This window comes from Vibrio panuliri, assembly GCF_009938205.1.
In the GTDB taxonomy this organism is placed as follows: domain Bacteria; phylum Pseudomonadota; class Gammaproteobacteria; order Enterobacterales; family Vibrionaceae; genus Vibrio; species Vibrio panuliri.
In genome coordinates this window covers 1235827-1251864 of record NZ_AP019654.1, presented here as the reverse complement: position 1 = coordinate 1251864, position 16038 = coordinate 1235827, and the positions used below count along the sequence as shown (strand labels likewise).

At 46.2% G+C, this 16038-nt stretch carries 17 protein-coding genes; 11 read left to right on the top strand and 6 right to left on the bottom strand.

Features of this window, described 5'->3' with window-relative positions; genetic code table 11:
• Window positions 1-90: 90 nt before the first annotated feature.
• The 4 genes from yciA (at window position 91) to GZK95_RS05695 (ending at window position 1786) form a co-directional block, all read left to right on the top strand.
• Window positions 91-486 carry an acyl-CoA thioester hydrolase YciA gene (gene yciA, locus GZK95_RS05710; protein WP_075709304.1) on the top strand — a complete coding sequence of 132 codons (396 nt, stop codon included), beginning with the start codon at window positions 91-93 and terminating at the stop codon, window positions 484-486.
• A 108-nt stretch (window positions 487-594) separates the two neighbouring features.
• On the top strand, window positions 595-891 hold the full coding sequence (locus tag GZK95_RS05705; RefSeq protein ID WP_075713497.1) for a YciI family protein: 297 nt from the start codon (window positions 595-597) through the stop codon (window positions 889-891).
• 2 nt (window positions 892-893) lie between these two features.
• Window positions 894-1286, top strand: coding sequence for a GspS/AspS pilotin family protein (locus GZK95_RS05700; protein WP_075709302.1), 393 nt, complete (start codon window positions 894-896; stop codon window positions 1284-1286).
• 278 nt (window positions 1287-1564) lie between these two features.
• Window positions 1565-1786, top strand: a complete 222-nt coding sequence (locus tag GZK95_RS05695) for a hypothetical protein (RefSeq protein ID WP_075709301.1) — start codon at window positions 1565-1567, stop codon at window positions 1784-1786.
• Window positions 1787-1840: 54 nt separating this feature from the next.
• Here GZK95_RS05695 and GZK95_RS05690 read toward each other — a convergent pair whose 3' ends face one another.
• Complete coding sequence (locus tag GZK95_RS05690; RefSeq protein WP_075713499.1) at window positions 1841-2098, bottom strand: DUF1289 domain-containing protein; 258 nt, start codon at window positions 2096-2098, stop codon at window positions 1841-1843.
• Between the two features lie 144 nt (window positions 2099-2242).
• Between GZK95_RS05690 and GZK95_RS05685 the strand changes: the two genes are divergently transcribed.
• The 5 genes from GZK95_RS05685 to GZK95_RS05665 all read left to right on the top strand — a co-directional run bounded on the left by GZK95_RS05685 (window position 2243) and on the right by GZK95_RS05665 (window position 7062).
• On the top strand, window positions 2243-2689 hold the full coding sequence (locus tag GZK95_RS05685; RefSeq protein WP_075713501.1) for an META domain-containing protein: 447 nt from the start codon (window positions 2243-2245) through the stop codon (window positions 2687-2689).
• A gap of 237 nt (window positions 2690-2926) precedes the next feature.
• Window positions 2927-4069: an ABC transporter substrate-binding protein gene (locus GZK95_RS05680; RefSeq protein WP_075713503.1), complete on the top strand. Its 1143-nt coding sequence runs from the start codon at window positions 2927-2929 to the stop codon at window positions 4067-4069.
• Between the two features lie 15 nt (window positions 4070-4084).
• A complete protein-coding gene (locus tag GZK95_RS05675) occupies window positions 4085-5785 on the top strand; it encodes an ABC transporter permease (RefSeq protein ID WP_075713505.1) in 1701 nt (566 codons plus the stop codon).
• Window positions 5751-6440, top strand: coding sequence for an ATP-binding cassette domain-containing protein (locus GZK95_RS05670; protein ID WP_075713507.1), 690 nt, complete (start codon window positions 5751-5753; stop codon window positions 6438-6440). The genes GZK95_RS05675 and GZK95_RS05670 overlap by 35 nt, the downstream gene beginning before the upstream one ends.
• Window positions 6430-7062: a CDP-alcohol phosphatidyltransferase family protein gene (locus GZK95_RS05665; RefSeq protein ID WP_075713509.1), complete on the top strand. Its 633-nt coding sequence runs from the start codon at window positions 6430-6432 to the stop codon at window positions 7060-7062. The genes GZK95_RS05670 and GZK95_RS05665 overlap by 11 nt, the downstream gene beginning before the upstream one ends.
• A 39-nt stretch (window positions 7063-7101) precedes the next feature.
• On the opposite strand, the gene GZK95_RS05660 is transcribed toward GZK95_RS05665, so the two are convergent.
• The 4 genes from GZK95_RS05660 to GZK95_RS05645 form a co-directional block, all read right to left on the bottom strand.
• Window positions 7102-8037, bottom strand: a complete 936-nt coding sequence (locus GZK95_RS05660) for a class I SAM-dependent methyltransferase (RefSeq protein ID WP_075713511.1) — start codon at window positions 8035-8037, stop codon at window positions 7102-7104.
• A gap of 8 nt (window positions 8038-8045) precedes the next feature.
• Complete coding sequence (locus GZK95_RS05655) at window positions 8046-8741, bottom strand: TIGR01621 family pseudouridine synthase (protein WP_075713513.1); 696 nt, start codon at window positions 8739-8741, stop codon at window positions 8046-8048.
• A 58-nt stretch (window positions 8742-8799) separates the two neighbouring features.
• Window positions 8800-10416 carry a methyl-accepting chemotaxis protein gene (locus GZK95_RS05650; protein ID WP_161987197.1) on the bottom strand — a complete coding sequence of 539 codons (1617 nt, stop codon included), beginning with the start codon at window positions 10414-10416 and terminating at the stop codon, window positions 8800-8802.
• Window positions 10417-10746: 330 nt separating this feature from the next.
• Window positions 10747-12177, bottom strand: a complete 1431-nt coding sequence (locus GZK95_RS05645; protein WP_075709292.1) for a sodium-dependent transporter — start codon at window positions 12175-12177, stop codon at window positions 10747-10749.
• Between the two features lie 402 nt (window positions 12178-12579).
• Between GZK95_RS05645 and cls the strand changes: the two genes are divergently transcribed.
• The gene (gene cls / locus GZK95_RS05640; protein ID WP_075713515.1) at window positions 12580-14034 is read left to right on the top strand and encodes a cardiolipin synthase; all 1455 of its coding nucleotides are present in this window, start codon (window positions 12580-12582) and stop codon (window positions 14032-14034) included.
• A 123-nt stretch (window positions 14035-14157) separates the two neighbouring features.
• Window positions 14158-15366 (top strand): cystathionine beta-lyase, encoded by a 1209-nt coding sequence (locus GZK95_RS05635; protein WP_075713517.1) that lies wholly within the window; start codon window positions 14158-14160, stop codon window positions 15364-15366.
• A 91-nt stretch (window positions 15367-15457) separates the two neighbouring features.
• Here GZK95_RS05635 and GZK95_RS05630 read toward each other — a convergent pair whose 3' ends face one another.
• Window positions 15458-16030 carry a DNA-3-methyladenine glycosylase I gene (locus GZK95_RS05630; RefSeq protein ID WP_075713555.1) on the bottom strand — a complete coding sequence of 191 codons (573 nt, stop codon included), beginning with the start codon at window positions 16028-16030 and terminating at the stop codon, window positions 15458-15460.
• Window positions 16031-16038 lie beyond the last annotated feature (8 nt).

Below are 16038 nucleotides of genomic sequence, written 5' to 3'. Positions count from 1 at the left end.
ATTTAAAAAGAGCGACCTTAATGGTCGCTCTGCTGTTATTAACCTATCGTTCACTCACTGAAGTGACGTCATTAAGTTGTGGATGTCAAAATGAGTCAGGAAATTTGCTCACCTCGAGGCCAGCTTCTTCTCCGCACCCTAGCCATGCCAGCCGATACCAATGCCAATGGCGATATCTTCGGTGGCTGGATCATGTCTCAGCTCGATTTAGCTGGAGGAATACTGGCAAAAGAGATCTCTGGCGGACGAATTGTTACCGTGTCAGTCTCTAGTATCACTTTCAAAAAACCCGTCAGAGTCGGTGATGTCGTTTGTTGCTACGGCGAATGTACCAAGATTGGCCGTTCTTCGATGAGCATTGACTTAGAGGTATGGGTCAAGCCAGTTAAGGAACATGGTCTTGAAGATCGCTTTATGGTCTGTGACGCAACATTTAACTATGTGGCGATTGATGGAAACGGTAAACCCCGTCCGATTCAGTGTTAATCAGGACAAATCTACTCACAGTTTCGATAATGTATCGCCTAACACGCATTGCATTAAGGTAAAGTAACTCAGGTCAACAAGGTTGCTTAATCAAATAAGGAAATCCACATGTGGTATGTTATTTTTTCACAAGATGTTAAAAACTCGCTAGAGAAGCGACTAAGCGTTCGCCCAGAACACCTTGCTCGCTTGCAAACCCTTCAGGACGAAGGTCGCCTTCTTACCGCAGGTCCAATGCCAGCGATAGACTCAGACAATCCAGGCGAAGCTGGATTTACTGGCTCCACCGTTATCGCCCAGTTCGATTCACTGGACGCAGCAAAAGCTTGGGCGGATGCTGATCCGTACATTGCTGCTGGCGTGTACCAATCGGTTATCGTTAAGCCATTTAAAAAAGTATTTTGATTATGAAAATACGCACTTTTGCTTGCCTGCTTGTGATTGCCTCGCTTGCGGGCTGTGCAAGTAATTCAGAGCAGCAACAACTTGAACTACTGGCTAAGAACCGTGCGAGCTTGCTCTCAGGGGAACTACCACTTGAAGCGGGTCCCCTGTCAATCATGCGTGCCAATGCTAAGGGCAGCACGATTGAAATCATGATGGTATACAATCAAGACCAAGCCGGGGCGAAACCAATAGAGCAAGTGATGAACAACGGTCTTAACTACTACTGTAGTAACCAAGAGACAAAGGCGAATCTCGATGCCGGATTAAGTTACCGCCTCAAGATGCGTAACACACGTGGGCAACTGATGCTCGATCAGTTTGTCACGAAACAAAGCTGTACCACGCAGCGCTAGTATCAAAAGCCTTGGTAAATCCCAAGGCTTTGCACTTTCTTGCATTATGCAACTGACTGAACTAACACATCCCAATGACAGAAATATGAATCTTTTCTTTCATTTCTGCACGCCCGCCGACTAGTTAAATATATGGAAAATAAACCATTTAACTCCTAGTTAACACAACAATCGTCCTAATATCTGCCAAATTGGTAGAAAAAACATCTTTAAGTTGATTGACGCTGAATCCAAGCAGTTCTAAATTTTGATAAGGTTGAACAACAAAGGACTCCGCTATGAAACGTGCAAGCAATTCTTATCGCCTTCAATTGATCAAAGAAGTGGCAACTCGACAAGAGCGACTGCACAGCGGAGACCCTCTCGCCACATATATCCAAAAAATGCTCGATGAACAGCCAAATGTAGAGCAGCACATTGAACATCATCAACGTTTTAGTGGGTGCCATTTTGATGACCACGCTGGAGGTTGGGTCAGCGATAAATGGGGAATGAAGTAGCATGTTGAGCCGTTGACCTCCGTCACGACAAACAGCGATTAACCTCAATAATAGTTAGTCAAACAGATCCGTCTGCGCCGAAGGGGATGGGTCGGTTTGGTTTTGGTCGTTAGCCGGAGTTCGGTTAGCCATTTTACGACGATAGCGTTGGCGACACAGTTTAATTACGTGCAATTTTTGGCTGGGGCTCATAGAAAGCCAATTAAACCGCTCTTCTCGCTTTCGCATACAGCCTTGGCAATACCCTTTTTCATCAACACTGCAAACGCCAACGCAAGGGCTAGGCACTTCAAAAAATTCTAATTGCTCCATTTGCCCCCCAACAATGTAAAATAAATCAAGAAACCATGACTAAATACTGACACAAACACCAACTTGTTGCCTATAATAAGCAACGATGAAAGTTCATCGTGGTATACATAATGTATACCTTATTGTTTTTTGGAGTTTAATACTATGAAGCTTAGTTTAAAAACGTTACTTGCGGCAGTTTCTCTACCTGTTCTAATGACTGCTTGTGCATCAAATGGTGACGACGTGAAAACTATTACTGAAGCTGATCTACAACACCACAACTGGGAATTGGTTCAAATTGATGGCAACGCTATTCAAGTTGAAAAAGGCGAGCAAGCACCAAACCTAGAAGTTGGCGAAAAAATGACTGCAAACGGCAACGCTGGTTGTAACACTTTCTTTGGTCAAGCTGAGCTGAAAGATAACCAGTTCCGCATTGAAAAAATGGGCATGACCATGAAGATGTGCATGGGCGAAGCGATGAACGTTGAAAGCGCTTTCTCAAAAACACTGTCTGATTGGAGCGACATGACGCTAACTAAAGATAGCCTAGTTCTGAAAAACGACGCTCACACGCTTGTGTTTAAACTAAGCGACTGGAAAAACTAATTTCCAATCCAATAGCCAATTAGAGAAAAGAGCAGCCAGCGCTGCTCTTTTTTATGCCCCTTCCCCACGCTTTTAGGCTGTACTGCTTGTAATTTGCCTATTGTCCGCACATTTTAAGTACAATTAAGTAACAACAAACACAAATATCTAAAAACTTTCAGTTTTTTTGGTTCATAATGAATGAAACTGTCGCAAGCTCCGGTCTACATCAAGACCTTAACTTCAATAGGAACCATTATGACAAGGCTGTTTACCCTTCTCTCGACATTACTGGTCACATTTAGCGCCCTAGCCGCAGATAATTGGCAAGCCATCACTGATAAAGCCAAAGGACAAACGGTTTATTTTCACGCTTGGGGAGGAAGCCAAGAAATCAATAATTACCTCCGCTGGGCTGCCGATGAAATGGCCGATAAATATGACATCACCCTCAAGCATGTCAAAGTGACCGACATTGCCGAAACCACGGCGCGTTTGATTGCTGAGAAAGCCGCAGGCAAAAATAGCGGTGGCAGTGTTGATATGGTTTGGATTAATGGCGAAAACTTCAAATCAATGAAAAACAACGACCTACTGTATGGGCCATTTGTAGAGAAGCTGCCAAGCTGGCAGTTTGTCGACAAAACCTTACCAGTCGACAGTGACTTCTCTGAGCCAACACTGGGATTAGAAGCGCCTTGGGGTGTTGGACAGCTGGTATTTATTCACGATACTGCTCGATTAAACAATCCCCCGCAGTCATTTTCTGAGCTGTTGAGCTACGCCAACGCGTACCCTAATCGAATTAGTTACCCGCGCCCACCTGAGTTTCACGGCACGAGTTTCCTTAAAGCATTACTGATTGAGCTAACAAACAACGATCCAGTATTAAGTCAACCGGTTAACCCAGATGACTTCCCCATGATCACTGCCTCGCTATGGCAATACCTTGATAACTTTCATCAAGTAGCATGGCGACAAGGTAAACAGTTCCCTACCGGTTCATCAGAAATGACTCAATTACTTGATGATGGGCAACTGGACTTAGCCATTACATTTAACCCAAATGCGGTGTTCTCAGCCCAAGCAACAGGCAAACTGGCTCCCACTACCGCAGCTTATGCAATGCAAGCGGGTGCCTTGTCAAACATCCACTTTCTTGCGATACCATGGAACGCCAACGCGTCAGAAGGCGCTCAAGTTGTGATCAACTTTTTACTGAGTCCGGAAGCACAATCTCGTAAAGGTGATTTGAACATTTGGGGCGACCCTTCTGTATTAGACAATCAGTATTTAAGTGGCAGTGCTAAAGAAACCAAACTGTTTAAATCCATCGCAGAGCCACATCCTAGCTGGCAAATCGCCTTGGAAAAAGAATGGTTACAAAGATACGGAAACTAGCTGTTCACAATCCTCATGCTTAGACTTAGTTATATTGTACTCGTCGTCGTTTGCTGTTTACCAATCATCCCCGGTTTAACCGGGGTTCTGGTATCCTCACTGGGCTATATTCCCCCTATAGCAATGACTGAGTTCAGCCTGATTGGTTACCAACAGTTAACCACATGGAATGGTATCGAATTATCCATCGCCACGACGCTTTTTAGCGCCGTCGCGAGCACCATGCTCGCCGCTTTGTTTTGCTTTGCGATTGTGCAAAGGCTGTGGCTTAGTCGTTATTGGCACAAGGTCGAAACCTTGCTCGCCCCCTTGCTAGCACTACCTCATGTTGCCTTTGCGATCGGTTTTGCTTTCCTTTTTGCCCCAACTGGTTTTATTGCTCGCTTAGCATTTGAGCTGCTGAATTGGCAAACAGATACCAGTGCTCAAGCCTTGTTGGTGAATGATGCTTACGCACTGGGTTTAACCCTAGCGTTGGCGTTTAAAGAGTTACCGTTTCTGCTGCTGATGAGTATTCCGGTGTTACAACAACTCAAATTAGAGCAAAGCTACAAAATAGCTACTATGCTTGGCTACTCTCCTGCTCAAATGTGGTTGAAAATCGTCTTTCCACAATGGCTGAGTAAAATGCGCTTCGCGCTTTTTGCCGTGATCGCTTACGGCGCATCAGTGGTGGATGTCGCTCTGATATTAGGCCCGACGAATCCTCCAACGTTCGCCGTACTGGTATGGCAATGGTTTAATGACCCAGAGCTGGCTCTTTTACCTCGCGCTTCCGCAGGCGCTGTTACCCTGTTTGCGTTGGCAAGTGGATTGATGGTGTTGCTAGTCGTAGTCGAAAAGAGCGTCGTAACTCATTTCAATCAATGGCAATTTTCCGGACGCGCAGGTCGAAGACTGCCCGGTATCACGATACTCAGTAGCGCGCTGTTACTGGGGGTAATTATCTTGCCCTTACTGACCGTTTGGAGCTTCGCCCAGCGGTGGCGTTTTCCTGATCTTATCCCGAGCCAATTTAGTCTACGCTTTTGGCAATTTGAATGGTCAAACATGGTGCCAACCCTTTTGAACAGCGTCCTAATAGCGCTCATAGTGGCATCGATTGCCCTGCTGCTTGCACTCATCGCTCATGAGTTCAAGCTAAAATATCGCTGGCACTTGCCAGACTACCTGATCGCACTTCCGATGCTGATACCTCAACTCTCAATGTTATTTGGCATTCAGGTGGTTGCGCTCTATCTCGCCAGCGATCATTTTGTCTTTTGGGTGGTTTGGTCCCATATTTTCTTCGCCTTTCCCTTTGTTTATTTAGCATTAGATGGACCTTGGAAAAGCTATGACCCAAACTACACACGCGCCGGTTTAAGCCTAGGCAAATCCCCATTGCGTGTGTTCCTCATCGTTAAGCTAAGGATGCTACTTCCTGCACTCCTTTATGCATGGGCTGTAGGCGCCAGTGTCAGCTTAGCGCAATACCTACCAACGCTAATGCTCGGTGGAGGCCGCTTAGCCACCATTACCACTGAAGCTGTGGCGCTATCCAGCGGCTATGACCGTCGAGTGACGGCAATTTACGCACTTTGGCAAGCTCTGCTACCGCTGGTCTTTTTCTCTGCGGCGTTACTCGCCAGCCGATTTACCACTCGACGTTCTTCGTCTGTAGTTAAGGAACGAACAGTCAATGACTCTTTTAATAAAAGACCTCACCATCTATAAGCAAACGGGCGAAGCATTGCTCAATCGTTTCAATATTTCTATCGCTCCGGGAGAAGTGGTGGCAATTATGGGTCCCAGTGGCTGTGGCAAATCAACGCTGCTAAACGTCATTGCGGGTCACCTAAGCGACGATTTTGAGTTTCAAGGGACAATTGAGCTCAATAGCGAATCGATTGAGCATAGTGAACCACACCAACGGAAAGTGGGTGTATTGTTTCAAGATGACCTGCTTTTTCCACATTGGAATGTATGGCAAAACCTCGCATTTGCCTTGCCCAATCACATTGTCAAATCCGAGCGGAAACAGCGCGCACTCAACTGCTTAGAGCAAGTAAACTTGCAAGACTTAGCGGACTCTTACCCAGAGCAAGTTTCTGGAGGACAACGGGCGCGCGTCAGTTTGCTACGAATGTTACTTGCCAAGCCTCAGGCAGCACTACTTGACGAACCATTTAGTAAGCTCGATAAGGCGTTACGAAGTCAGTTTAGAGATTGGGTGTTTGAACAACTGCAACGCGCTAACGTACCAACACTGCTCGTCACCCACGATTTGGATGATGTGCCCAAAGGCGCAAGAGTGGTTGAATGGTCATGGGGCAACGCTGAAAATCTCGCTCAGGCATCGATTCAATCGGAGGACGATTATGCTCGATAAATTTAGCATCAAAGTGATCCGAGCTCCCTTAGCACAAACCGCAAAGCTGCTTAGCCATAAAGGAATTACAGCCAACCAAACCACACTGTTTGGCTTCGCGATGGGATGCTTGGCATTTCCTGCTCTGGTTATGGAGCACTACAGTTGGGCTTTGCTACTGATCATTATCAACCGAATATGCGACGGCTTAGATGGCGCTCTGGCAAGAATTCACGGCATTACGGATGCGGGCGGTTTTCTCGATATCAGCCTAGACTTCCTCTTTTACTCACTGATTCCATTCGGTTTTGTGGTCGCCAATCCTGAGCAAAATGCGGTCGCGGGGGCATTTCTGATTTTTTCTTTCATTGGCACAGGTTCAAGCTTTCTTGCCTTTGCCGTGATGGCTGGGAAAAGGGGGATTGAGAACCCCGTCTATCAAAACAAGTCGCTCTACTATATGAGTGGACTCACCGAAGGAACCGAGACCATCGCTTGTTTTGTGTTGTTCTGTTTGCTGCCACAACATTTTGCTTTAATCGCCACCATCTATGGCATTGCATGCTGGTTTACCACCGCAACGCGCATATGGGGCGGCTACAAAACCTTAAGCGACGATGAGGAAGCGATTAAACTGCCATAAAAAAGCCCCTAGCGGGGCTTTCAATTTATTCTCAATGGGTTATTTGGCAAATACCAAGCATTTGAGCGAAGCCTGCTCATCAATGTCGGCGAACTCTTCAGGGTTAGCCAGACGCATTTTATAATGCAGATCTGGCGCCGCTTCTGCCATACCATCAATTAAGAACTGACAGTCTACCGCTGGAGAGTTCACACATGCCAAAACCTGCCCCTGTTCAGTAAGCAATTCAGGCAAACGGCGTAAGATTTTCGCGTAATCTTTACTCAAGGCAAAACTGCCTTTCTGGAATGATGGTGGATCAATGATGACGAGATCATAAGGACCTGACTTCTTAATCTTGCCCCAAGATTTAAAGATATCATGCCCCATAAACTTAACTTGATTTAAGTTATGGCCGTTCAACTTATGATTTTCACGTCCTTTGGCCAGCGATGCTTTCGCCATATCCACATTGACCACTTGATCTGCACCACCAGCAATGGCGGCAACAGAAAACCCACAAGTATAAGCAAATAGGTTTAACACATTGGCATGTTTGGCGTTGTCTCGGGTCCATTCACGTCCTAAACGCATATCAAGAAATAAACCGAAGTTTTGGTTACGCCCAATATCTAATTGATATTTAAGACCTGATTCTTCAACCACTGGACGTGAGTCCAGTTCTCCCAAAAGCACTTCCGATGGTGCACCATCTGCATAACGATGTTGAAGTAACATCACATGACCTTGGCGTTTTTGCCAAATCTCAGTTTGAGAGAGCGAGAGTAAGCCCTGCTTTAACTGCTCAATAAAAGCGTCATCAGCGGCTTTAAATAGGTTAACAATCAGTTGCCCTTGCAGCCAATCACAAGTCAACTGCTCTAGACCCGGCCACTTTTGACCGCGGCCGTGAAAAAGGCGACGCACTTCATCTGGCACGCTATGCAATTGTTGCTCAACATGGCTTAAAAATACGGGAATTTGGTTTGTTTGCATTACTGTTTCTACTTATTAATGTTTGGCCATGCTAGTTGCCAAGGTTGCAACCATGTGTCGATACCTATCTGGACTTCTTTGTCCTGCCACTTCTCGCCTAAATCCGGAGTGCTTCGTGGGTCGCATGTAAACTGATAGGTTTGGTTTTGAAAAGGGAAACTCAACGCAAAGGCATGTAAGTATCCGCGGTCTGCCTCATTGCCTGCATTATAGATAGGATCACCCACAATAGCAGAGCCGACGGATTTAAGCGCGACACGAATTTGATGCGTTTTACCGGTATGCGGCTTACATAAAAACAATCGTTCTCCCGGCAAGGCCGCGGCAGAGAAAAACTGGGTAACTGCCGGATTGTGCTGAGTGTTGACTAGCTTCCATGCCGAACGGCGAGAGCGCTCCATGTCTCCACAGATCAAGCCCTGCTTCTTTTTCGGTTTTTTAGTCCCAATAGCAAGATAGAATTTTTCAACTTGTCGGTTGGCAAAACATTGAGACAGCTCACTCGCTGCTGCTGAGGTTCGCGCCAAGAGCAATAGACCCGATGTCATCTTATCTAAGCGGTGAACTAAATAGAGGTGATCATCGCCACTTTGCTTGGCGACTTCGGCCAGTAGCATGGTGTCGCCACTATCCTTATGTACCGAAACACCTGGGTGCTTATTGATGATCAAAAAATCTTTATGAGTGTATAAGATGTCAAACATGAAAACGGCTCCAACTAGGAGCCGTGAGTATATACGCAAACTGCCATTGTCTAAACAGTTAGCCGAGTCGGAATTTACCCATTATGGTCTCCAACTCCTCCACTTTATCGTTGAGACGCTGAATATCCGTAGAACTATCGCCTGCAAGCTTTAAGGAGCTGTTCGAAATATCACTGATCAGCGTGATATCTGCGGTGATTTCGCGCGTGACTGCTGTCTGCTGCTCCGCCGCAGTGGCAATTGAATTAATCATACTCTGCACACTCGATGCGCCGCCGACGATCTCTTCCAGTGCACCTACCGCCCCAGCACTTTGACTGACGCCAATTTCGACTAAGCGGCGATTGTCTTCGGTATACGTAACGGCTTCTTGAGTACCGACTTGAATCGCTTGAATGATGCCCGCAACTTCTTGAGTGGCTTTTGTGGTTCGCTCAGCAAGTGCACGAACTTCATCGGCAACCACCGCAAAGCCTCGGCCAAATTCACCAGCACGCGCGGCTTCAATCGCAGCATTCAGTGCCAGCAAGTTGGTTTGAGCCGCAATGTCTTCTATCACTTTAATCACTGACCCAATTCGCTCTCCATGGCTACCAAGCGTACTCATTTGCGATGACATCTCTTCCATTTGAGCGCTGACTTGTTCAATGCTGGCGACCATTTCGACAATCACATCGCGGCCCGAAGTCGCCACGCCCTCAGAGCTTCTTGCCTGCTCAAAGGTTGTCGTACTTTGATGAGCCACTTCCGCTATCGTCTGACTCAGCTCTTCTGATGCCGTTGCGATCAACTGTGCTTTATCAGCTTGCTCAGATGCCCCTTTAACTAAGTCTGCACTGACACTCGTTAACTCCGATGCCACTGTCTTAACTTCACTGGTCACGTTGTTGATAGAACCAACTAATGTACGCAGTGAGTTTTGCATAGTATTAATTGAGTCAGCTAGGCTGGCGAGTTCATCCCCAGAGTGGTCGCGAATATCCACTGACGTAAGATCACCACGCGCCACTTTTTGCGCAGCTTGATCAAGCACTGTCAAACGTTTAGTAATTGAGCTCGACAGCCAATACGCCACACCACCTGTGGTCGCAATAGCAAGAATCGACAACAGCATAATTGTCATTTCAATCGTATCAAACGAAGCCGTTAGCGTGGTAAGTGCAAGTTGAGAGCCTTCAATCTCATCCTTTGAGACCTTATCTAATATCTGCTCTATCGGAATAAGATTCGCCTGATAGGATACCCGCAATGCTTCGATCGCTTTTTCTAACGAACCTCCGTTATTCAACTCAGGCAACACATTGCGCTCAAATTGACTGGTAAAGTTTGCCATATACTGCGCAATCTCAGTAATGTTGGCGAGGTCTTGTGGTTTATCTTGCTCGAGTTTTTTAACGTCAGCCAATACTCTCGAAAACTCATCCTTGTTGCGATAATAATCATTTAATGCGCCCTCAGTGCCAATCACAACGCCAGTCGCGTCGCGATACACATCGCCAGCCTCGTCAAGCAACATGAGATAGCCCACCACTTCCGGAACATCATCGTTCCTAATTTCATCCGCAACTTGATGCGAGGACGTCACTTCTAACCAAGTAATGCTCACGATAAGCATTAACAAAGCCAGCACTGTGCCAAACCCCAAATACAATTTCTTCCTGACAGAGAGCGTCACGATTCACCTTCCATTATTTTTGTATCGCCATTCCCGCACCACAGCGGTCATTCACTAAAACGCGATTATTCTATTAGAAGTAGCGTGGAGACAATCCTCAATGAGCACTTTGTGCGCGAACAATGCCTGAAAACAGAATTTCCAACTACACTTTGCGAGCCACTTCAAAGTTATTGTTTTTATTAACAATAGCCCAGTCATTATTTTGATCACTTTATGAGCACAAAGTCACATAACGTCCTGCCTTAAAGGGAACAAATGTACGCTCAAATAACGAAAAAAAGCCTACAGTGTCACCACCGTAGGCTCTTAAAAATCGACCGTTTTGGTTTATAGTTTCTTAGAAACCAGTGCACCCAGTCCTATAATCACGAGGCCCAGCACCATGATTTCACCCTTCCCACTATCAAAACCAGCTTTAACACCAGCAAATGCAACGATAGCGACAGCAAATGGAATCACATACTTAACTAAGTTGTACCAAACACCAAATAACGGGAACTTAACCTCACCTTCATTGGTAATTTCTTTCTCTAGCTCTTCACGATTGAGGCGCCAGCCAGCAAAAATACAGACAAACATACCGCCAACGGCAAGGAAGATCTTATCGGTCAACAGATCAAAGATATCGAACGCGCCGGTATCGAACAGTTTAGGTCCGGTTCCGCCAAGTGAAAGCGATGCAAAGACACATAGGGTCGCCATAACCGCACTGGCACTCAGCACGGCAGTTGGGCGCTTCATGCCTTTCTCATCAATGAGGTAAGAAACCACAACTTCTAGCAAAGAGACCGATGAGGTGAGTGCCGCAACACTTAAGCCAATAAAGAATAGCAGCGCTAGCAGAAGGCCAATCACCCCGCCCATCTCAGCAAACAGTTGCGGTACCACCACGAAAACCAAACCCGGGCCAGCAGCTGGTTCCATGCTAAATGCAAACATCGCTGGGAACATAGCGACACCAGCAAGTAGTGCAACCCCGGTATCCATTGCCGTAACCATAGCGGTTGTTTGAACTAGGTTCTCTTTCTTCCTTAGGTAGCTACCATAGGTGATCATACAACCCATACCTAAGCTCAAAGAGAAGAAAGCTTGTCCTAATGCAGCCAGCACGACACTGCTGTCGACTTTAGAAAAATCCGGTTTAAATAGGAACTCAAGACCTGCCATCGCACCTGGTAAGCTCAACCCTTTCACAGCAACCAAGACCAGAATCAAAAAGAGTAGAGGCATTAATATTTTGCCCGCTTTCTCGATACCGCCTGAAACGCCACGAATCACGACAAAAATGTTAAGTAACAGATATAGCCCCATCCACATTAGAGGCTGAACCGGATCCGAGATAAAGCTGCCGAAGCTGTCGCCAATGGCTTCCGGAGTACTCAAAAGGCCAGTGGCTATTTTGTAAATATACGCCACTGCCCAGCCGCCTACGACTGGGTAGAAACCCATAATCAATAGACCACTGAGTACCCCTATTACGCCAACGAACGTCCAACGACGATCAGTCGATTTAAATGCACCAACGGCTGATACACCTGTTTTACGACCTATCGCGAACTCCGTCAGCATCACGCTGAACCCGATAAAAATTACGAAAAGAAGATAAATAGCGACGAAGGCACCGCCGCCACTTTCACCTGCTGTGTATGGAAACTTCCAAATATTACCCAGACCAACTGCAGAACCTGCAGCGGCCATCACGAAGCCTAGTTTAGACCCCCAGCTATCGCGGGGTTTAGTGCTTGTAGTTGTAGCCACATTATCACCATTTATTTATTGTTGTGTTTGCTTAATGTCGGCGTCTTAAAAGTGTAGGTGTATTATAATTTTTACACTTCAAAAAAGTATGTGTGACGCTCTGTGCATGGCAAGTAAAACAGTTTGAGATTAGAATTGGAACCCCATGATTCTACATTTATATCATTAAGGGCGTTTTTACGTCTTAACTGCTGCTTTTTTACTCACTCAAAACATTTTATAACAACTTCTTTTCATTTGCACACAGATAAAGCTCACTGGATTAACAATTATTAGTGTGTTCTCCGCCTTTCGATAGAAAAAAATATTTCTGGTAAAAAATCCGCAAAATCCTCAGCTTTTGTTGTTAACTGCTCTCAAATCGGCTTAGTATTTAACTAATTGTTCTAATTGGGATCGTTAATGGAAAAGTTTTACCATTTCGTCACCTTAGCGAGTATCGTTCTCTACTGGATATTAGTTGCTGGTGTGACACTACGTGTTGTACTTAAACGCCGTGCGGTCAGTGTGTCTCTTGCCTGGCTAATGGTGATATACATCATCCCTATTGTGGGGGTTGCCTGCTATTTCTTGTTTGGTGAACTGAACCTTGGTCGTAAACGCGCAGATCGTGCGAAAGAGATGCTGGCACCGTTTGTCGACTGGTTTTCTAAACTCAGTGACTGCCATGCGCATTCACCGGAGAACTTTGGTCGTCATATTTATCGCATTGATGAACTGTGTAACAACCGCTTAGGCTTACCTGCATTAAGTGGCAATGAACTGTCACTGCTCAAGTCACCCGAGTCGATTATGCGTTCAGTGGTAGAGGATATAAATAAAGCCCAACACACGATTCGCATGGTTTTCTATATCTGGCACCCTGGCGGAATGGCAGATGAAGTTGCGAACGCACTCATACTCGCGGCCAATCGCGGCGTTGAGGTTAAACTGTTGCTGGATTCTGCGGGTAGCCCGAGATTCTTTCGCAGCCCATGGGTCGCTAAGATGCAACAAGCAGGCATTACCGTCGTACAAGCATTGGAAGTGAAGCCGTGGCGGATTTTTCTTCGCCGACTTGATTTGCGTCAACACCGAAAAATCATTGTCATTGATGAGCAAGTGGCCTACACCGGCTCGATGAATATGGTGGATCCTGCCTACTTCAAACAAGACTCTGGCGTAGGTCAATGGATCGACATTATGGTGAGAGTAACCGGTCCTACCGTCAACGTACTCTCGGCGATTCATTGTTGGGATTGGGAAGTAGAAACAGGTGAACGCGCCTTTCCTACGCTGCCTGAATGCCGCCTTGACCAGCATCAATCGCAACACCCAATACAAGTTGTGCCTTCTGGACCCGGTATGCCTGAATACCTAATCTATCAGGTATTAACGCTCGCCATTAACCAAGCGAATAAATCAGTTCGTATTACGACGCCTTATTTCGTTCCGAGTACCGACTTACTTGAGACCCTCAAAATGACGGCTCAACGCGGGATAAATGTCGAGCTAATCATTCCGCACAAGAATGACTCACTTATGGTGCAGTGGGCATCACGTGCGTTTTATAGTGAGTTGCTGTTAGCGGGTGTAAAAATCTATGAGTTTTACGGCGGCTTACTGCACACCAAATCGGTCGTGATTGATGAGCAGTTCTGCTTAGTGGGAACGGTAAACATGGATATGCGCAGCTTGTGGCTTAATTTTGAAGTGACACTGGCGATTGATGACCAAGAGTTTACGCATCAAATGCATCAGCTTCAGGATAGCTATATCGCGCAATCTCATACCGTCGCATTGTCGGATTGGCGAGAACGTTCGATTTTCTCGCGCTTTCTGGAAAGAACCTTCTATCTATTCAATCCTCTCTTATAGCAACATCAGACCGAGCTAAGCCTCGGTCTGATATCTTATGGCTAAACACTCTAACGCTTAGCCTTGCTTTGTCGCTAAGAGCATGTTTTAAATATGGCTATCGATCATCGACAAGGATTACACATGTCACAAAGCAAGCAGACCACGTTTGTCACCGCCGGACGCAAAGACAAATGGACAAATGGGGTGGTAAACCCGCCAGTACAACGCGCCTCAACGGTAGTGTTTAATACCGTTGCTGAGAAAAACCATGCCATTACCAATCGCGCAAACAAAACCTTGTTTTATGGTCGCCGCGGTACCAATACCCATTTTGCCCTTCAAGATGCGATGGTCGAAATTGAAGGAGGGGTAGGATGTGCACTCTACCCTTGTGGCACGGCAGCAATTTCTAACTCCATATTGGCTTTTGTCGAAAGTGGTGATCATATTTTGATGGTAGATACCTGTTATGAGCCCACCCGCGATTTTTGTGACAAAATCATGAAGAAAATGGGCGTAGAAACCACTTACTTCCCTGCAACAATCGGTGCGGAAATAGAAAACCTTATCCAGCCCAATACTAAGGTACTTTTCCTTGAATCACCCGGTTCAATTACCATGGAAGTACAAGATGTCCCAACCCTTGCTCGTGTTGCTCATCAGCATGACATTATTGTTATGCTTGATAACACCTGGGGAGCCGGTGTGAATTTTTCACCCTTTGACCATGGAGTTGATATCTCGATTCAGGCTGCAACCAAGTACATTGTTGGCCACTCTGACGTGATGCTAGGGACCGCGGTTGCCAATCAAAAATGCTGGGATCAGCTGCGCGAACAAAGCTACCTGATGGGACAATGTGTTTCCGCGGATGATGCTTACCTCGCTCTAAGAGGTATTCGTACATTAGATGTGCGCTTACGTCAGCACGCGGAGAGCAGCCTCAAAGTGGCAAAATGGTTACAAACCCGCCCTGAAGTTGACCATGTTCGCCATCCTGGGTTAGAAACTTGTCCAGGACATGAGTTTTTCAAACGTGATTTCACGGGGGGAAATGGGCTGTTCTCATTTGTGCTTAAAACCTGTAACAAAGCAGCCACCACCGCCCTACTCGATGGTATGAAGCATTTCAGCATGGGTTACTCTTGGGGTGGATTTGAGAGCTTAATTTTAGCCAATGAGCCCAACAGTTTTGACCGTTTACGTTCGGTTTCTCACCCTCACTTTGATGGCACGCTGATACGACTACACATTGGTCTAGAAAACGTTGACGAGCTGATCACTGATCTCGAAGCGGGACTTGCTCGCTACAATGCCGTTATTTACCAGAGTGAAGCCTCGCACCCATAGACAATCACCATCTTCTAAAGAAAGGGATTTAAGGGTAGAAAACAACAAACAGCCCGTCGGCAAACGGGCTGTTTTACTTTGCACGACAACACTAAGACGATGAATGTTGCCCCTTGATTGGGCAATGGGTTAAATGATCATCTACCATGCCCGTTGCCTGCATAAATGCATAACAGATCGTTTCTCCAACAAACTTAAACCCGCGTTTTTTGAGAAACTTACTCATCGCTTTTGACTCAGCACTCGACACGGGCACATCAGACATTTCATCCCAATGATTGACGATCGGCTTATGGTCAACAAACTGCCAAAGGGCGTTAGACAAGCTGCCATACTCATCAATAAGCTCAAGCGCCGCTTGGGCATTGCTGAACACCGAGGCAATTTTTCCGCGATGCTTAACCACATCAAACTGGGCAATGATCTCCTCAACCCTCGCTTCAGTTTGAACCGCAAGCTTTTTGAGATCATAGTCTTCAAAGGCTTGTTGATACCCTTCTCGCTTCTTGAGAATAGTGATCCAACTTAATCCAGCCTGCGCCCCTTCAAGAGTAATAAACTCAAACAACGTTCTGTCGTCGTACACGGGAACGCCCCACTCTGTATCGTGGTACGCCAACTCCAAAGGGTGTTTAAGCGCCCATGCACATTTTGTCACTTCCATCATTGTCT

Bases quoted from the DNA above. Each gene is read 5' to 3' on its own strand.
- GZK95_RS05655 (WP_075713513.1), bottom strand. From the start codon at position 8,741: ATGTTTGACATCTTATACACTCATAAAGATTTTTTGATCATCAATAAG.
- GZK95_RS05665 (WP_075713509.1), top strand. From the start codon at position 6,430: ATGCTCGATAAATTTAGCATCAAAGTGATCCGAGCTCCCTTAGCACAA.
- GZK95_RS05680 (WP_075713503.1), top strand. From the start codon at position 2,927: ATGACAAGGCTGTTTACCCTTCTCTCGACATTACTGGTCACATTTAGC.
- GZK95_RS05635 (WP_075713517.1), top strand. From the start codon at position 14,158: ATGTCACAAAGCAAGCAGACCACGTTTGTCACCGCCGGACGCAAAGAC.
- GZK95_RS05700 (WP_075709302.1), top strand. From the start codon at position 894: ATGAAAATACGCACTTTTGCTTGCCTGCTTGTGATTGCCTCGCTTGCG.
- GZK95_RS05690 (WP_075713499.1), bottom strand. From the start codon at position 2,098: ATGGAGCAATTAGAATTTTTTGAAGTGCCTAGCCCTTGCGTTGGCGTT.
- GZK95_RS05630 (WP_075713555.1), bottom strand. From the start codon at position 16,030: ATGGAAGTGACAAAATGTGCATGGGCGCTTAAACACCCTTTGGAGTTG.
- GZK95_RS05685 (WP_075713501.1), top strand. From the start codon at position 2,243: ATGAAGCTTAGTTTAAAAACGTTACTTGCGGCAGTTTCTCTACCTGTT.
- GZK95_RS05695 (WP_075709301.1), top strand. From the start codon at position 1,565: ATGAAACGTGCAAGCAATTCTTATCGCCTTCAATTGATCAAAGAAGTG.
- GZK95_RS05660 (WP_075713511.1), bottom strand. From the start codon at position 8,037: ATGCAAACAAACCAAATTCCCGTATTTTTAAGCCATGTTGAGCAACAA.
- GZK95_RS05670 (WP_075713507.1), top strand. From the start codon at position 5,751: ATGACTCTTTTAATAAAAGACCTCACCATCTATAAGCAAACGGGCGAA.
- GZK95_RS05705 (WP_075713497.1), top strand. From the start codon at position 595: ATGTGGTATGTTATTTTTTCACAAGATGTTAAAAACTCGCTAGAGAAG.
- yciA (WP_075709304.1), top strand. From the start codon at position 91: ATGAGTCAGGAAATTTGCTCACCTCGAGGCCAGCTTCTTCTCCGCACC.
- GZK95_RS05675 (WP_075713505.1), top strand. From the start codon at position 4,085: ATGCTTAGACTTAGTTATATTGTACTCGTCGTCGTTTGCTGTTTACCA.
- cls (WP_075713515.1), top strand. From the start codon at position 12,580: ATGGAAAAGTTTTACCATTTCGTCACCTTAGCGAGTATCGTTCTCTAC.